16 protein-coding genes are annotated in these 16,025 nt (G+C 63.8%); 10 read left to right on the top strand and 6 right to left on the bottom strand.

Annotated features, from left to right (window positions below; all coding sequences use genetic code 11):
- Window positions 1-97 precede the first annotated feature (97 nt).
- Together AAF563_10260 and AAF563_10265 are read right to left on the bottom strand one after the other, a co-directional pair.
- Window positions 98-1,996, bottom strand: a complete 1,899-nt coding sequence (locus AAF563_10260; protein ID MEM7121649.1) for a propionyl-CoA synthetase — start codon at window positions 1,994-1,996, stop codon at window positions 98-100.
- 84 nt (window positions 1,997-2,080) lie between these two features.
- Window positions 2,081-3,034: an ABC transporter substrate-binding protein gene (locus AAF563_10265; GenBank protein MEM7121650.1), complete on the bottom strand. Its 954-nt coding sequence runs from the start codon at window positions 3,032-3,034 to the stop codon at window positions 2,081-2,083.
- Between the two features lie 124 nt (window positions 3,035-3,158).
- On the opposite strand from AAF563_10265, the gene AAF563_10270 reads away from it, so the two are divergent.
- Window positions 3,159-4,820: an acyl-CoA synthetase gene (locus AAF563_10270; protein ID MEM7121651.1), complete on the top strand. Its 1,662-nt coding sequence runs from the start codon at window positions 3,159-3,161 to the stop codon at window positions 4,818-4,820.
- 5 nt (window positions 4,821-4,825) lie between these two features.
- Complete coding sequence (gene rfaE1, locus AAF563_10275) at window positions 4,826-6,289, top strand: D-glycero-beta-D-manno-heptose-7-phosphate kinase (GenBank protein MEM7121652.1); 1,464 nt, start codon at window positions 4,826-4,828, stop codon at window positions 6,287-6,289.
- Between the two features lie 148 nt (window positions 6,290-6,437).
- On the opposite strand, the gene AAF563_10280 is transcribed toward rfaE1, so the two are convergent.
- On the bottom strand, window positions 6,438-6,608 hold the full coding sequence (locus AAF563_10280) for a YdcH family protein (protein ID MEM7121653.1): 171 nt from the start codon (window positions 6,606-6,608) through the stop codon (window positions 6,438-6,440).
- 130 nt (window positions 6,609-6,738) lie between these two features.
- Between AAF563_10280 and AAF563_10285 the strand changes: the two genes are divergently transcribed.
- Complete coding sequence (locus AAF563_10285; GenBank protein MEM7121654.1) at window positions 6,739-7,323, top strand: UbiX family flavin prenyltransferase; 585 nt, start codon at window positions 6,739-6,741, stop codon at window positions 7,321-7,323.
- Here AAF563_10285 and AAF563_10290 read toward each other — a convergent pair.
- Both AAF563_10290 and AAF563_10295 read right to left on the bottom strand, forming a co-directional pair.
- Window positions 7,320-7,871, bottom strand: coding sequence for a TIGR02444 family protein (locus AAF563_10290; GenBank protein ID MEM7121655.1), 552 nt, complete (start codon window positions 7,869-7,871; stop codon window positions 7,320-7,322). The two genes, AAF563_10285 and AAF563_10290, sit on opposite strands and share 4 nt — an antisense overlap.
- A 54-nt stretch (window positions 7,872-7,925) precedes the next feature.
- Complete coding sequence (locus tag AAF563_10295; GenBank protein ID MEM7121656.1) at window positions 7,926-8,663, bottom strand: GGDEF domain-containing protein; 738 nt, start codon at window positions 8,661-8,663, stop codon at window positions 7,926-7,928.
- A gap of 272 nt (window positions 8,664-8,935) precedes the next feature.
- Between AAF563_10295 and purE the strand changes: the two genes are divergently transcribed.
- Window positions 8,936-9,433: a 5-(carboxyamino)imidazole ribonucleotide mutase gene (gene purE / locus AAF563_10300; protein ID MEM7121657.1), complete on the top strand. Its 498-nt coding sequence runs from the start codon at window positions 8,936-8,938 to the stop codon at window positions 9,431-9,433.
- A gap of 11 nt (window positions 9,434-9,444) precedes the next feature.
- Window positions 9,445-10,536, top strand: coding sequence for a 5-(carboxyamino)imidazole ribonucleotide synthase (locus AAF563_10305; GenBank protein ID MEM7121658.1), 1,092 nt, complete (start codon window positions 9,445-9,447; stop codon window positions 10,534-10,536).
- Window positions 10,537-10,556: 20 nt separating this feature from the next.
- On the opposite strand, the gene AAF563_10310 is transcribed toward AAF563_10305, so the two are convergent.
- The gene (locus AAF563_10310) at window positions 10,557-11,165 is read right to left on the bottom strand and encodes a TetR/AcrR family transcriptional regulator (GenBank protein MEM7121659.1); all 609 of its coding nucleotides are present in this window, start codon (window positions 11,163-11,165) and stop codon (window positions 10,557-10,559) included.
- Window positions 11,166-11,276: 111 nt separating this feature from the next.
- On the opposite strand from AAF563_10310, the gene AAF563_10315 reads away from it, so the two are divergent.
- From AAF563_10315 to AAF563_10335, 5 genes are all read left to right on the top strand, one after another.
- Window positions 11,277-11,927, top strand: a complete 651-nt coding sequence (locus AAF563_10315) for a CDP-alcohol phosphatidyltransferase family protein (protein ID MEM7121660.1) — start codon at window positions 11,277-11,279, stop codon at window positions 11,925-11,927.
- Between the two features lie 7 nt (window positions 11,928-11,934).
- Entirely contained in the window at window positions 11,935-13,692 is a 1,758-nt protein-coding gene (locus tag AAF563_10320; protein MEM7121661.1) for a bifunctional alpha/beta hydrolase/class I SAM-dependent methyltransferase, read from the top strand.
- A 110-nt stretch (window positions 13,693-13,802) separates the two neighbouring features.
- Window positions 13,803-14,399, top strand: a complete 597-nt coding sequence (locus AAF563_10325; protein ID MEM7121662.1) for a lysophospholipid acyltransferase family protein — start codon at window positions 13,803-13,805, stop codon at window positions 14,397-14,399.
- On the top strand, window positions 14,396-15,340 hold the full coding sequence (locus AAF563_10330; protein ID MEM7121663.1) for a phosphatidate cytidylyltransferase: 945 nt from the start codon (window positions 14,396-14,398) through the stop codon (window positions 15,338-15,340). The genes AAF563_10325 and AAF563_10330 overlap by 4 nt, the downstream gene beginning before the upstream one ends.
- A 94-nt stretch (window positions 15,341-15,434) precedes the next feature.
- Window positions 15,435-16,010, top strand: a complete 576-nt coding sequence (locus tag AAF563_10335; GenBank protein MEM7121664.1) for a tetratricopeptide repeat protein — start codon at window positions 15,435-15,437, stop codon at window positions 16,008-16,010.
- Window positions 16,011-16,025: the final 15 nt, after the last annotated feature.

Here is a 16,025-nt window from a genome sequence, read left to right on the forward strand (position 1 = left end):
CATAACGCAAGAACGCGTACGTACCGCGACAGTCCCTCGCCTTTCCGCGTCCCGGCCGCGTGCAGCGGCAAGCTGGGATGTGATCGTGATCGCCGGACTAACCCTTCGCGTAGCCCAGCGGTTTGAGCGCCTCGGTGATCTCGCCCAGGATCGCGGGGTCGTCGATCGTCGGCGGCACGGGGACGTCCTCGCCGTCGGCGATCTGGCGCATGGTCTTGCGCAGGATCTTGCCCGAGCGGGTCTTGGGCAGGCGCTCAACAACGGTGGCGGACTTGAAGCTGGCAACCGGACCGATGTCGTCGCGCACCATCTGGATGACTTCCTTGACGATCTCCGCATCCGGCCGGTTGACGCCTGCCTTCAAGACCATGAAGCCGACGGGTACGTGGCCCTTCAGCTTGTCGGCGACGCCGACCACGGCGCATTCGGCGACGTCCTGGTGTTTGGCCAACACCTCCTCCATACCGCCTGTCGAGAGGCGGTGACCGGCGACGTTAATCAGATCGTCGGTGCGGCTCATAATGTAGACGTAGCCGTCCTCGTCGATCATGCCGGCGTCGCCGGTTTTGTAGTAGCCGGGGAAGTCGGCCATATAGGCGTCGATCAGACCCTGGTCGTTGTTCCACAGCGTCGGCAGGCCCGATGGCGGCAGCGGCAGCTTGACGCAGATGGCGCCGATCTCGCCGGTCGGGGCCTTGTGGCCGCCGTCATCCAGGATGTCGATCGCGTAGCCCGGCACCGGTTTCGTCGGTGAGCCGTACTTGACCGGGAAGCGGCCAAGACCCAAGCAGTTGGCCGCCATCGCCCAGCCGGTCTCGGTCTGCCACCAGTGATCGATCACCGGACGGTCCAGGATGCGTTCGGCCCACTGGATGGTGTCGGGGTCCGCGCGTTCACCGGCCAGGAACAAGGTGACGAACTTCGAGAGGTCGTACTGGCCGACCAGCTTGCCGTCGGGATCGTCGCGCTTGATGGCGCGGAACGCGGTCGGCGCCGTAAAGAGCGCCTTGACGCCGTGTTGCGATATGACACGCCAGAAGACGCCGGCATCCGGCGTGCCGACGGGCTTGCCCTCGAACAGGATGGTCGCACAGCCGTGCAGCAAGGGTGCGTAGACGATGTAGCTGTGGCCGACGACCCAGCCGATGTCGGAGGCCGCCCACCAGACGTCGCCGGGGTCGAGGTCATAAACCGCCTTCATCGACCACTTCAACGCGACCATGTGGCCGCCGTTATCGCGCACCACGCCCTTCGGTTTGCCGGTGGTGCCGGAGGTATAGAGGATATAGAGCGGATCGGTCGCCTTGACCTGCACGCAATCGGCGGGCTCGGCCTTGGCCAGTTCCGTGTCCCAGTCGAGATCGCGGCCGGCGACGAGTGCCTCCGGCTGCTGTTCGCGCTGGAGCACGATGACTTTCTCGGGCTTGTGGCCGGCGAGCTCGAAGGCTTCGTTGAGGATGGGCATGTAGGCGACGATGCGCCCGGGCTCGATGCCGCAGGTCGCGGTCAGGACCAGCTTTGGCGTGGCATCGTCGAGGCGCTTGGCAACCTCGCTGGCAGCGAAGCCGCCGAAGACGACGGAATGGATGGCGCCGAGCCGCGCGCACGCCAGCATGGCGATGACGGCCTGGGGCACGGCGGGCATATAGATGAGGACGCGATCGCCCTTTTCGACGCCGTTGGCTTTCAAGACGCCCGCCATCAGCGCGACGGCGTCTTTAAGTTCGGAGAAGGTCCAGGTCTTGACGACGCCGGTGATCGGGCTGTCATAGATCAGCGCGCGCTGATCGCCACGTCCCGCGTTCACATGGCGGTCGACAGCATTGAAGCAGGTGTTGGTCTCCGCGCCGTCGAACCAGTGGTAGAAGGGCGGTTTATCGTCGTCGAGCACACGGTCCCAGGGTTTGGTCCAGTCGATATCGGCGGCCAATTCGCCCCAGAATCCCTCCGGATCCTCCATCGAGCGGCGATAGGCTTCGTCATAGGCCCGCGTCATGGTTGCCTCCCCGTTTGTCCTGAACCTCTTACCATCGGGTATGCCACCTACCCTTGCGCCAGATCAACCGTGGCCGCTGACCGCTCAAGGGTCGAGAAAGTAGGCATCGGCTGACGGCAGGCTGCTGATGAGCTTGTGGTCGGACAGGAAGCTGGCGAAGCTCTCGAAGCGAGCCCTGTCGACAAGGCCCGGGCGCAGCGCGAAGAACGGCGCCGTCGCGTGCCAGGATTTGTAGTTCAGGGTGTTGTCGAGCTTGCCGTCATACTTGATGAAATCGAGCCAGGCGGCTTCCGGGTCGTCGGCAATGGCGCGCGCGCCGCGTTCGACAGCGGTCAGAAACTTGGCGACGACATCGGCATCGGCGTTGTTTCTGTCAACGATGTAGAGAAGCTCGCTATAGGGCGGGATCGCCTGGTTCTCAATATCGAACACGCGCGGCGACTTGCCGGCCATGTCGACCTGGTAGGGCTCGAAGTTGCGGTAGACATCCGTCAACGCGTCGACCTTGCCGTCGAGCAACGCGGGCACCATCGTAAAGCCGACATCGACCAGCGTGATGTCGTCCATGGTGATGCCATGTGCCGCGAGCGACAGTTCGAAGAGCGCGCGCTCGACCTTTTCGCTGTCGGCATAGCCGACTTTCTTGCCGGCGAGGTCGGCGATCGATTGAACGTCCCCGTCCTCCAGGACCAACACGACATTGAGCGGCACGGGGATCAGCGTGCCGACCACGGCCAAGGGGCTGCCGCCGGCGATCTCGATCTGGGTCCGCGGCTGATCGGACATGCCGATCACGGCGCGTCCGTCGAGCACCATGGTGACGTTGTCCATGGTGTCGGTCGGCGTCACGATGGTTACGTCCAGGCCGGCATCGGTGAAGTAACCGCGCTCCAGCGCCACGATGACGGGACCGTGGTCGGGATTGACGAACCAGTCGACGCCGATGTTGACCTTCTTGAGCGCCTCGTCGGCCATGGACGATGTGGCAAACAGACACATCAAGGCGGTCGCGACGCCGCGAACGAACCACCGGGTCATCTGGAACCTCCTGGTGTTTGAAAAGGGACGTCATCATATCAGCATTCCAACGCCGTTCCGCTGGCCGTTGCATTCCAATGGCGCGTCGGGCATCTAAGGATCGGGTTCGGCACGGGAGGCCGGCATGGCCAAAACAAGCATCTATGATGACCATTTGGGGCGGAACGCGGCCAATCATGTGCCGTTGACGCCGCTCTCCATCTTGCCCCGGACGGCGGCGATCTATCCCGAGCGCACGGCCTATATCCACGGCCCCCTCAAGCGGACCTACCGCGAGTATCACGAGCGCTGCCGCAAGCTTGCCTCGGCGCTTGTCGCGCGCGGCATCGGCAAGGGCGATACGGTCGCGATCATGGCCGCCAACATCCCGGCCTTTCTGGAAGCGAGCTTCGGCGTGCCCGCCACCGGCGGCGTCTTGAACTCGCTCAACACCAGGCTCGACGCGGCGGCGATCGCGTTCATCCTGGATCATGGCGAGGCCAAGGTGCTGCTGACCGACACCGCCTTTTCCGGCATCATCAAGGACGCGCTAAGCCAGGCGAAGGTCGAGCCGCTGGTCGTCGACATCGATGACCCGGAGAACTCAGCCGGCGGCGAACGTTTGGGCGAGATCGAGTACGAAGACTTTATCGCCGCTGGCGATCCCGAAGGCCCGTGGCGCATGCCCGACGACGAGTGGGACGCGATCACGCTGAACTACACGTCCGGCACGACCGGCGACCCGAAAGGCGTCGTCTATCATCACCGCGGCGCCTATCTGCTGGCCATGGGCAACGTGCTGTCATGGGCGATGCAGCGCGAGCCGAACTATCTGTGGACGCTACCGATGTTCCACTGCAACGGCTGGTGCTTCCCGTGGACCCTGCCGCTTGTGACCGGCACCAGTGTGTGTCTGCGTCAGGTCGCGGCCAAACCCATCTTCGACGCCATCGCCGATCACCATGTGACGCATTTCTGCGGCGCACCGATCGTCTTGAACATGCTGATCAACGCCAAGCCGGAGGAACGGCGGACTTGGGACCATAAAGTCCAGGTCATGACGGCGGCGAGCGCGCCGCCTGCCTCGGTCCTGGCGCACATGGACGAGATGGGTTTCGACGTCGCCCACGTCTACGGCCTGACGGAAACTTACGGCCCGGCGGCGGTCTGCGCCTGGCATGACGAGTGGGACGATTTGCCGATCGAGGAGAAGGCAGATCTCAAAGCGCGCCAGGGCGTCGCCTATCCCGTGCTGGAGGCGCTCACGGTCGGCGACGCGGAGACCTGCGAACCCGTGCCCGCCGATGGTGAATCCATGGGCGAGGTCCTGTTCCGCGGCAACGTCGTGATGAAGGGGTATCTGAAGAACCCCAAGTCGACGGATGCCGCCTTTGCTGGTGGCTGGTTCCATTCCGGCGATCTGGGCGTGATGCATTCCGACGGCTATATCCAGCTCAAAGACCGCGCCAAGGACATCATCATCTCAGGCGGCGAGAACATCTCGACGCTGGAGGTCGAAAGCGTGCTTTACCGGCATCCCCAGGTGCTGGAGGCCGCCGTCGTGGCGCGGCCCGATGAGAAGTGGGGCGAAACGCCGTGCGCCTTCGTCACGCTGAAAGACGGGGAAAAGGCGAGCGAGGAGGAGATTATCGCCTTCTGCCGCGATAACATGGCGCGCTTCAAGGCGCCCAAGACGGTCGTGTTCGGGGACCTGCCCAAGACCTCGACCGGCAAGGTGCAGAAGTACGTGCTGCGCGATATGGCCAGCGCGATGAACCAACAGGGCGCGCAGAACCAACAGGATTGAGACCGATGCCCGAGAAACAAGCGCTTCTTTCCGCCATCGGCGGCCTGGCCGGCGCGCAGGTCATGTGCATCGGCGATCTGATGCTGGACCGTTTCGTCTATGGCGAGGTCGACCGCGTCTCACCGGAGGCGCCGATCCCGGTGTTTTTGGTCGGCAACGAGGAAAGCATGCTGGGTGGCGCCGGCAATGTGGTGCGCAACCTGGTCGCCCTCGGCCTTGAGGCCTGTCTGGTCGCGGTGGTCGGCGACGACGCCACCGGACATGACCTGGTCGAGATGGTGGGCGAGGAATCGCAGATCGAGCCCTATCTGCTGGTCGAGCGCGCCCGGCGCTCGACGACCAAGGTGCGCTATGTCGCGAGCGGCCAGCAGATGTTACGCGCCGACCGGGAGACCGAACGTCCGATCGAAGCGGCGACGCGCGCGCGCATCATCGACATTGTCGCGGCCGGGCTGGATGGCATCGGCGCGGTGATCCTGTCGGACTACGCGAAGGGTGTCCTGGCGGGTGACGTTCTGGAAACCATCATCGCGCATGCGCGCGACGCCGGCGTTCCCGTCGTCGTCGACCCCAAGGGCGGCGATTTTTCGATCTATCGCGGCGCGACCGTGTTGACCCCGAACCGCAAGGAGCTGACCCAAGCGACCCGCATGCTGGCGGAAACCGATGACGAGATCGTGGCCGCCGCGCGGCGCGCGATCGAAGAGTGTGGTGTCGAAGCGATCCTGGCGACCCGGGGCGCCGACGGACTGTCGCTCGTCACCGCCGACGGCGCGGTGGTGCACATGCCCGCCGAAGCGCGCGAGGTCTATGACGTGTCCGGCGCCGGCGACACGGTGGTGGCGACCATCGCCGCGGCGCTGGCGCGCCAGATGGATCTGCCATCGGCCGCCAGCCTGGCCAACATCGCCGGCGGTATCGTGGTCGGCAAGATTGGCACCGCGGTGGTGCATCGCGAAGAGCTTGAACGTGTCCTGCGCGCGGAATCCCTGCACGCCAACGAGGACAAGATCATCTCCGCGGCGGCGGCGCTGGACCTGGTCAAGCGGTGGCGCGCCCAGGGCCAGAAAATCGGTTTCACGAACGGCTGTTTCGACCTGCTGCACCCAGGCCACGTGTCGTTGATGCGCCAGTCGCGCGCGCGCTGTGACCGGCTGATCGTCGGCCTGAACAGCGATGCATCGGTGTCACGGCTGAAAGGCCCCGACCGCCCGGTCCAGGACGAATCCGCCAGAGCCCAGGTGATAGCCTCGCTGGGCGACGTCGATGCCGTCGTCATCTACGAAGAGGACACGCCCCTGGAACTGCTGGAGCTGTTGCGCCCGGACGTCTTGATCAAGGGCGCCGATTACACCGAGGACCAGGTCGTCGGCGCCACCGAGGTCAGGTCCTGGGGCGGCGACGTCTATCTGGCCGAGCTGATCGACGGCCAAAGCACGTCGACCACGATTTCGCGGCTGACGGCCTGATCTCGATCGATCTGGTGATGCATGAAAGGGTTGCCTGACCGCGATCGGCGGCGTGCCAGGCTATGCTTCCGGGGTCGGGCCGCAGTGATGTCGGCCCGACCGGCAACAAAAAACCCGGAGCGCTTGTGCGATCCGGGTGTGCGAGAGGCTAAGAGAAGCCTTCCCTCTTGGTCAATTCCTCCTTGACCTTCAGTTTCTCCCTCTTCAACTCGGTCAGGTGGACCTGATCCGGGAGAGGACGGCTGATTTCTTCGTCAATCTGACGCTCGAGATCAGCGTGAACGGTCTCCAGTTCCGCCATATCAACCATTTGGCCCATCGGCACCTCCAGATTAAGGTTGCTCACGCGTGGACCACTCGGTGCGCATCACGGCCTCTTCCGATTCGGAGCCAAGCCGGATGCGCGCCGTCATGGTCCTAACGAAATAGTATAGCTCGGGACGACGACCATGGCGACTCCACAAAGGCTGATCGTTGGAATCAGCGGCGCTTCGGGCATTGTCTACGGCATCCGCCTGCTTCAGGCGCTGCGCGATCTGGCGATCGAAAGTCATCTGGTCATGTCGAAAACCGCAGAATTGACGGCTTCCTACGAGTCGTCTCTGTCCGGGGCCAAAATCCGCGCCCTGGCTGATCATGTCCACAAGGACGGCGATCTCGGCGCGCTGCCCTCCAGCGGCTCGTTCAAGACACTAGGTATGGTAGTGGCGCCGTGCTCGATCCGCAGCATGTCGGAGATCGCCACGGGCACCACGACCACGCTGCTGACCCGCGCCGCCGACGTGACCTTGAAGGAAAAGCGCCGCCTGGTCCTGATGGTGCGCGAGACGCCGCTGCATGCCGGCCACCTGCGCAACATGCTGGCGTTGGCTGAGATGGGCGCGGTCATCGCCCCACCGGTGCCGGCGTTCTACACCAAACCCCAGACCATCGACGACCTGGTCGACCACGCGGTCGGGCGGGTGCTGGACCTGTTCGACATCGACAATGACCTTGCGAAACGCTGGGACGCGATCCACCCCAAGGATGGCTAGCCGCTGAGTGCCTTATCGAGCGCCGCTTCTGCGGCATCGGCACCGGCGTCGGGGCAGCCGGCTTTGAGCAGGGCGAGCAAGGCCGTACGGTCTTCGGCGGCGAGCGGCGCGGAGTTTAGACCGGCGACGGCGGCGAGACCCGCGGCGGCGGTGGCGAGATCGCCGGACTCCTTGACCTCGTGCGCTGCCGGCGCCGTGGTCGCTGAAATCAACATGATCTGCTCGATCTGTTCGGCTTCCAGTTCGAGGCCCAGGAGCTTTTTGCGCAGTTCCTCGACCTCCTCGGCCGGCGCATCCTTGATGCCGCCTTTGAGGTCGCGGCGCAGCTGGCGGATCGGTTCGATGGCGGTGGCACGCACCGGCGCCATGGTCTGGGTCAAGGCGGCGGCACCGGCGGGATCAAGCGCCGTCCGGCCGGTGGCGGCGAGCCAGAGGACATAGATCAGCAGATTGACGTCGCTGCCGCGCGCGTCCTGCAGGTGGATGGCCGCGCCTTGAAACCCCTCGCGCGGGTAGACCTTGAGTGAGAAATCCCAGAGTTCCGACATCGCGCGTCCCCTTTGCTGACCCCATGGCAACGCAGGGCGGATGCCGACAATGGGTCAGCTCGCGCCGCGTTCCTCATGCTTGTGCGTGTACATGGCCTTGTCCGCCATGGCCAGCGCGGAGGCCGCGTCATCGCGCGATGTCAACGTGTGGACGCCGAAGGAGATGGTCACATTGATGGGACCGCCGCCGACGATCAGCGGCTTGCCCTGGGCCATGACCGGCTGCTCGGCGATCAACTTGGCGATCTCGGAGACTTTCTTGATCGCCTGATCGGTATCGGCATGGGGCAGAATCAGGCCAAACTCGTCGCCGCCGAGGCGCCCGACCAGATCCGAGCGGCGCAGGTTCTCGACCAGCATGTTGGCGACATGAAGCAGCGCCAGATCGCCGGTGACATGGCCGTGCTGGTCGTTGATCTCCTTCATGCGGTTGAGGTCGACGTAGACCACGCTGGATGGGATCTTGTGGCGGTAGGCATAGGCGATCGTGCGGTCAAGCTCGCGCATGAAGGCCCGGCGGTTGGCGACCGGCGTCAGCGCGTCCTGATCGGTCAGGCGCTCCAGGTACTCAATGCGGGAACGGGTATTGAACAGCTCCCGGCGCAGGCGCTCGACGTCCTCCAGCAAGCGGATGATCGTCGACCGCACATGGGGGGTCATCTGCTCTTTCGGGATGCCGATCGCCTTGACCAGGTCGTCCGTCGCGTCCCCCGATGCGACAGCATCCCCGCCCTGTTTCGCCACGTTTGTTTCAGTGCGGGACACAGGTATCCCGTCGTTTTTTTCGCTCATGACATCCTTTCCCCCCTTTTGATCCATTTCTGGACCTTATCCAAGGCCCCGGATGCGTGGGCTCTGGCAAATGGTTGTTCACACGCTCGCAGTCTAATGTCACGGTCCGATCGTGGCTTCGGCCGCAACGTTGTTCACCTGAGTGATGCAGCAAACGTGCCAGTGCGGGGATCCCCCTCCGAAATTCCCGGCGGAGGCGATACAGAGCTTGAGGTTACCCCCCTAAGACACCAGAATGGCCGCCTTTTTTCACAAGCCGGGAAACGAGCGCCATGGCGAGCGAGGCCCCTCGCGTCGGGATTATCATGGGCAGTCAGTCGGACTGGGAGACCATGCGCCACGCGGCCGAAACGCTGGAGGAGCTGGGTGTGGCCTGTGAATCCAAGATCATGTCAGCGCACCGGACGCCCGACCGCATGTTCGCCTACGCGGAGGCCGCCAAGGGGCGCGGGCTGCAGGTCATCATCGCCGGCGCCGGCGGCGCGGCGCATTTGCCGGGCATGACGGCGTCGAAGACACCGCTGCCGGTGCTTGGCGTCCCGGTCGAAAGCAAGGCGCTGAGCGGCATGGACAGTCTGCTCTCCATCGCCCAGATGCCCGGTGGCATCCCGGTCGGCACGCTCGCGATCGGCCGCGCCGGCGCGATCAACGCGGCGCTTCTGGCCGCCGCCATCGTCGCCCTGCAGGATGACAAGGTGGCCCAGGCGCTGGATGCCTGGCGGGCCAATCAAACCGCGAACGTGGCCGATGAACCGGTCGATCAGGCTTGAGCGGCGCGGGCGTGGCTGACGACGGACGGGTTATCGCGCCCGGCGGCACGATCGGTATTGTCGGTGGCGGCCAGCTGGGCCGCATGGCGGCCCTTGCCGCCGCGCCGCTCGGCTACCGCTGCCATGTCTTTTGTCCCGACGCGGATAGCCCGGCCGAACAGGTCGCCGACAAGGCGACGGTCGCGCCCTATGATGATGCAGAGGCGCTCGACCGGTTCGCCTCAGAGGTCGACGTCATCACCTATGAGTTCGAGAACCTGCCAACCGAAGCCTTCGCGCGCATGGGCCAGAAGGCACCGGTGCGCCCGCACTGGCGCTGCCTGGAGACGACCCAGCACCGGGTGACGGAAAAGGACTTCATCAACGCGCAAGGTATCGGCACCGCGCCCTACCAATTGGTGCGCGGGCCCGACGAGCTTGCCACGGCACTAGAAGCGATCGGCACGCCGGCGGTCCTGAAGACGACCCGGCTGGGCTATGACGGCAAAGGCCAAGTCGGGATCGGGGACGGCGACGACCCAGCCGAGGCGTGGACCGCCATGAACGGCGACGAAGGCGTGCTGGAAGGTTTTGTCGGTTTCCGCTGCGAGGTCTCGGCGATCATCGCGCGCGGGCTGGACGGCAAGACCGCGGCCTTCGACGTGGTCGAGAACCGGCACGCCAACCACATACTGGCAACGACGACGGCGCCCGCCTCCATCTCTGACGATCTGGCGCGCGAGGCCCAGGCGATGGCGGCGACGCTTGCTTCGGCCCTTGACCTGGTCGGCCTGCTGGCGGTCGAGATGTTCGTCACGTCCGACGACCGGCTGCTGGTCAACGAGCTGGCGGCGCGGCCGCACAATTCCGGCCACTGGTCGATCGACGCCTGCCATGCCAGCCAGTTCGAACAGTTCGTGCGCGCCGTCTGCGGCCTGCCCCTGGGCGATCCGACCCGCCACAGCGACGCCGTCATGACCAATCTGTTGGGCGACGACATCGACCAATGGCAGACGCTGGTCGCCGAACCCAATGCGCATCTGCACCTCTACGGCAAGGCCGAAGCCCGACCGGGCCGCAAGATGGGACATGTGACGCGGGTCGGCGCGCTGACAGAGCGCTGAAGCCGGAAGCGCGTGGGCTGTTACGTCACGCGCGTCTGCTCCAACCCGGCGACAAAACGCGTCATCAGTGTCTCGGCCATCGCGTGGACGGTCTGGTCGGAGACGATCTGGAGCTTGCCTGAACCGGACAGCGAGCAGATACCGTGCAGGCTGGCCCATAAGATCCTCGCCGCGTCTTTCAGATTGTCGCGGTCGAGATCGGGCAGACGGCGGGCAAGTGTCGTTTCGATCAGGCCGAGGACCTGGTCAATCTTCTGTAGATACCAATCCGGCAGCGCCGCATCGCCGGATAGCCGGTGTTCGAACAAGACGCCCCAGAGATTCCGGTTGCCGTCGAGAAATGCGAGATAGCCCGCGAGCAGTGCCTTGAGATCGCGCGCCGGATCGTCGGTCTTGGCGACCTGCATCAGGTCGTCATAGAGCGCATCCAGGGTGCGGCCGTTCATGTGAACGATCAGATCGTCGAGGTCGTCGAAGACGTTGTAGAGCGTCCCCGGCGAATAGCCGATCGCGTGAGCGACACGACGCGCGGTGAGCGCCGACAGGCCGTCCTCACGGATAATGTCGCGCGCCGCAGCCAGGGCGAGATCATAGAGTTCCTCGCGGCTGTGATCGGTTCTGCGCGGCATTTTCCCTGCTTTTTCCGTTAGTTCCGTTGATCTGAGAAAATTATATTGAACGTCGTTCATAATCAACCCATATTTTGAACGTTGTTCAAAACAGCCTTGTGAGAGAACCTGGTGTCGCTCTACAGCCTGAAGCCACGCTTCCAGTCCCTGTTACAGCCGCTGGCCAGCGCGCTGGCGCGCCGCCGGGTTTCGGCGAACCAGGTCACCCTGACGGCAGCATTGGGGTCGCTTGTTGTCGGCGCCATCGTGTTCGGCCTTGCCAGCACGCGCTGGATCTTTTTGCTGATCCCTATCTGGCTTTTCGCGCGCATGGCGCTCAACGCGCTGGACGGCATGATCGCCCGCGACTTCAACCAGATGAGCAAACTGGGCGCTTATCTGAACGAGCTTTCGGACGTCGTCTCCGACACGGCGATCTACCTGCCTTTCGTCTTGATAGCCCCCTTCAACGGTTATTCCGTCGCTATCGTCATCTATCTGTGCGTCCTGTCGGAGTTCGCCGGCGTCCTTGGCCCGACGGTGGGCGCGGAACGACGTTACGACGGCCCTATGGGCAAGAGCGACCGCGCGCTTGTCTTCGGCGTACTGGGCCTTGCCGTCGCATGCACGACGACCCTGCCGGCCTGGCTTGCCTGGTTGTTCCCGGTCATGGCCGTCGCTCTGCTTATCACGATCGTCAACCGCGTGCGCGGCGGACTGGCTGCATCACGCGCGACCTTGGCATCCCTGCCCCAATCCCAACGCCCCAGCTCCCAGGAGTGACCCCACCATGAAATCACGAACGGTCACCGAAACGACCTTTAGCGCCCATGACGGCGCCAACCTGTTCTATCGCCATTGGCCCGCCCTGACCGACAATCCGAGAGGCGCCATCGTCCTGCTGCATCGCGGGCACGAGCACTCCGGGCGCATCGCCCACGTTGTCAGTGAACTGAACCTGCCGGAGTATTCATTCTTTGCCTGGGACGCGCGCGGTCACGGCCTGTCTGCCGGTGAGCGCGGCTTCAGCCCGAGTGCCGCGACATCGGTGCGGGACGTCAAGAGCTTCGTCGACCACATCGTTTCCGCGCACAGCGTGCAGGCCTCCAACATCGTCGTGATCGGACAGAGCATCGGCGCGGTCCTGGCCACCGCTTGGGTACACGATTACGCTCCCGACATCCGCGCGCTAGTGCTGGCCGCGCCAGCCTTCAGCGTCAACTTGCGCATTCCTCTGGCGCGGTCCGCGTTGCGGCTGAAGCAAGCGGTTGGCGGCAACTTCTTCGTCAAAAGCTATGTTACGGCGAAAAAGTTGACGCGCGATCCCGCGCGCATCGCCACTTACAACGACGACCCGCTGATCTCGCGTCCGATTGCATCGAACATGCTGCTGGACCTGCACGACCTGTCGGCACGCCTTGTCGAAGACGCTGCCGCGATCACCACCCCGACACAGGTACTGATCGCGGGCAAAGACCGTGTCGTCGACCCGGCGCCGCAGCACCGCTTCTATGAGCGGCTTGGCACACCAGTCAAAGAACGTCATGTCTTCCCCGGTCTTCTGCACGATGTGCTGGGTGAAAAGGACAGGCAACAGGTTATCAAGAGCGTGCGCGCGTTCGTCCTGGCGAATTTTGATAGACCAGCCGCTGCGCCATCGCTCTTGGACGCTGACAAACACGGTGCGACGCGACGCGAAGTCGACCGGTTGCGCACGCCGTTGCCCGCCTACTCGCCGAAGGCCCTCTACTGGGCCGGCCTGCGGTTGGCACTACGGCTTGGCGGCTGGTTCTCCAAAGGTCTGCGCATCGGCCGCCGCTACGGCTTCAACTCCGGAACTATGCTGGACTACGTCTATCAGAACAGGCCCAAGGGCTTGACGCCGTTGGGCCGCGCGCTTGACCGCGCCTATCTGAATGCCATCGGCTGGAAGGGTATCCGTCAGCGCAAACCGCACCTTGAAGAACTGCTTCGATCTGCTATCGCGCGCGTGCGTGACGCCGGTCAGCCCCTGCACATTCTTGATCTCGCTGCCGGGCGTGGCCGCTACGTTCTGGATGTGGTCGAAGCCGTCGATCCGCCGCCGCAGTCCGTCCTGTTGCGCGATATCAGCGATGTGAACGTTGAAGGCGGAACCGAATTGATCGCTTATCGAGGTTTGGACGACACCGTCACCTTTGCCAAAGGTGACGCGTTCGATACGGACGACATCGCCGCCATCGATCCCAGGCCGACGGTCGCCATCGTGTCCGGCCTCTATGAATTGGTCCCGGACAACGCGGCTGTTCGCGACTCACTGGAAGGACTTGGGCAGGCCGTGCGCGACGGCGGCTATCTAATCTATACAGGTCAACCCTGGCACCCGCAGCTGGAGATGATCGCCCGTACGCTGACCGACCATAAAGATGGCGAACCATGGATCATGCGGCGGCGTAGTCAGGTCGAACTGGACCAGCTTGTCGCCGCCGCCGGTTTCAAGAAGATCGACCAGCGGATCGATGAGTGGGGAATTTTCACGGTTTCCCTGGCGCAGAAGATAGCGTCATGACCGCCATTATCGACCCCGCCTACGCCGACCAGACGTGGCATGGGCCGTCGGCTCTCAGGCGATGGCTAGCGGCTTTGTGCACGATCGCGTTGCTTCTGTTCGTACGGGTGATGACGGCGGCGACAGCCCATTGGGTGGAGTCCAAACCACAACCCCGAAAGCGCATCTATTTCGCCAATCACACCAGCAATGGCGACTTCGTTCTCATCTGGTCGGCACTTCCCCGTTCCCTGCGCGAGATGACGAGGCCCGTGGCCGGCGCCGACTACTGGCTGAAGAACGCGCTTCAGCGTTTCGTAGCGAGGGATGTCTTTGGCTCGGTCTTGATCGACCGATGTCGTTCGGCTGCCGCCGACGAGGCGCTTCGGCGCATGGCCGACGCGCTAGACGAAGGCGCGTCGCTTATCCTGTTTCCCGAGGGCACACGCAACATGACTGACATGCCCTTGCTGCCGTTTAAAAGCGGCCTCTACCACCTGGCCAAGCAGTGTCCCGATGTCGAGGTCGTGCCGGTCTGGTTGTCAAACACCGGCCGCGTTTTGCCTAAAGGCGAGATCATTCCTGTACCGCTGCGCTGCGGCGTAACCTTTGGTGCGCCGCTGAGATTGAGCCCGGGCGAAGCGAAAACTGCGTTTCTTGATCGCGCTTCGAGCGCGCTTTTGGCTCTTGCGCCTCCAACACATCTCAAGCCGGCGGATGTGTCATGACATCCACGCTTCACCTGCTGTCGCTTCTGGGCGGGCTCGTCGCGGTACTGACGCTGGCGACCGTCGCAGGCCGCACGCTGGCCAATGCGGGTCGAGCCACCATTCCAGCAGACGTCGTGGTCGACGTGAATCGGCGGATCAATTCATGGTGGGTCATGGTGGGTTTATTGGGCCTGGGTTTTCTGCTCGGCGAAACCGGCGTCACGCTCCTTTTCGCCCTTTTGTCTTTTGCCGCTTTGCGCGAGTTCTTGTCGCTGACTGACACTAGACGCAGAGATCACTGGGTCCTGCTCAGCGCGTTTTTTGTCGTGCTCCCGGTCCAGTACTTTTTGGTTTGGCAGGGCTGGCTGGTCTTTGCCGCTCTTTTCATCCCCATCGCCGTGTTCCTCGCGCTCCCCATCGTCAGCGCCTTGCAGGGCGATACCACAGGCTACCTCGGGCGCATCGCAACGACGCAGTGGGCAGTGACGCTGTGCATCTATTGCCTGTCCTACGTCCCCATGCTGATGAACCTCGACCTGCAGGGTTACGATCAGCGTCACCTGCTGCTCGTTGCTTTCTTTCTTGTCGTCGTTCAGGCCAGTGATGTCTTTCAATTCGTCTGGGGCAAGCTCGTTGGCCGCCACAAGATCGCACCCGCGCTGTCACCGTCAAAGACGGTCGAGGGTTTGGCGGGCGGCGTTCTCAGCGCAGCTGCACTGGGCGCAGCTCTTTGGTGGGTCACGCCGTTCGACCCGGTAGAGGCGGCGGCAATGGCACTCGTCATTGCCATCATGGGTTTCCTTGGCGGGCTCGTGATGTCGGCGATCAAACGGGACCGCGGGGTCAAAGACTGGGGCAACATGATCGCCGGCCACGGCGGTGTTCTCGACCGGCTTGATTCCGTCGTCTTTTCCGCGCCCGCCTTTTTCCTGATCCTGCAGTACGGCTGGACACTCTGATAAGGTAAAGCCATCCGCACGGCAGCGAACAAGGCGCGTCCATCGCGTCATCAGGCGATTTGCGGTACCGTTCACGGGCAACCAGGAGAGCGGCATGTTGCATTGGGCCATGCTCGCCATTGCGGCGTTTCTCTGGATCGGCCCGGTCGGGGCCGACTTCGCAGCAGGAGAAGATGCCTTTGAGCGCGGTGACTACAAGACCGCACTCGCGGAACTTTTGCCGCTCGCCGAGTCCGGCGACGCGCTTTCCCAGTTCGCCGTCGGTGTAATCCACAGCGGCGGATACGGTATGCCGGTCGACTCCGCCACGGCCGCCAAGTGGTTTCGTCTGGCCGCCGACCAAGGACACGGCGAGGCGCAGTACGCGCTCGGCTCGCTCTACGAGTGGGGTTCGGGCGTGCCGCAGGACGTCGCCAAGGCCGCCTCCTTGTATCAAGAAGCCGCCGATCAGGATGTCGCCGGGGCGCAGTACAGACTTGCGCTGCTCTATCTCGAGGGCGAAGGCGTCACCCAGGACTACGTCGACGCCTATATGTGGATGCGCCTGGCCGATGATGCCGGTGACGCGGATGCGGCCGAGGCGCGCGAACTCATGAGCGGGCTGATGACACCGGCGGAGATCGACGCGGCCGAGCGCATGGCAGACGGTTGGCAGTACACCAATCCATGACCGGCACTGGCACAA

Source organism: Pseudomonadota bacterium (assembly GCA_039028155.1).
Taxonomy (GTDB): Bacteria; Pseudomonadota; Alphaproteobacteria; order SP197; family SP197; genus JANQGO01.

Bases quoted from the DNA above. Each gene is read 5' to 3' on its own strand.
- AAF563_10260 (MEM7121649.1), bottom strand. From the start codon at position 1,996: ATGACGCGGGCCTATGACGAAGCCTATCGCCGCTCGATGGAGGATCCG.
- AAF563_10265 (MEM7121650.1), bottom strand. From the start codon at position 3,034: ATGACCCGGTGGTTCGTTCGCGGCGTCGCGACCGCCTTGATGTGTCTG.
- AAF563_10270 (MEM7121651.1), top strand. From the start codon at position 3,159: ATGGCCAAAACAAGCATCTATGATGACCATTTGGGGCGGAACGCGGCC.
- rfaE1 (MEM7121652.1), top strand. From the start codon at position 4,826: ATGCCCGAGAAACAAGCGCTTCTTTCCGCCATCGGCGGCCTGGCCGGC.
- AAF563_10280 (MEM7121653.1), bottom strand. From the start codon at position 6,608: ATGGGCCAAATGGTTGATATGGCGGAACTGGAGACCGTTCACGCTGAT.
- AAF563_10285 (MEM7121654.1), top strand. From the start codon at position 6,739: ATGGCGACTCCACAAAGGCTGATCGTTGGAATCAGCGGCGCTTCGGGC.
- AAF563_10290 (MEM7121655.1), bottom strand. From the start codon at position 7,871: ATGTCGGAACTCTGGGATTTCTCACTCAAGGTCTACCCGCGCGAGGGG.
- AAF563_10295 (MEM7121656.1), bottom strand. From the start codon at position 8,663: ATGAGCGAAAAAAACGACGGGATACCTGTGTCCCGCACTGAAACAAAC.
- purE (MEM7121657.1), top strand. From the start codon at position 8,936: ATGGCGAGCGAGGCCCCTCGCGTCGGGATTATCATGGGCAGTCAGTCG.
- AAF563_10310 (MEM7121659.1), bottom strand. From the start codon at position 11,165: ATGCCGCGCAGAACCGATCACAGCCGCGAGGAACTCTATGATCTCGCC.
- AAF563_10320 (MEM7121661.1), top strand. From the start codon at position 11,935: ATGAAATCACGAACGGTCACCGAAACGACCTTTAGCGCCCATGACGGC.
- AAF563_10325 (MEM7121662.1), top strand. From the start codon at position 13,803: ATGACGGCGGCGACAGCCCATTGGGTGGAGTCCAAACCACAACCCCGA.
- AAF563_10330 (MEM7121663.1), top strand. From the start codon at position 14,396: ATGACATCCACGCTTCACCTGCTGTCGCTTCTGGGCGGGCTCGTCGCG.
- AAF563_10335 (MEM7121664.1), top strand. From the start codon at position 15,435: ATGTTGCATTGGGCCATGCTCGCCATTGCGGCGTTTCTCTGGATCGGC.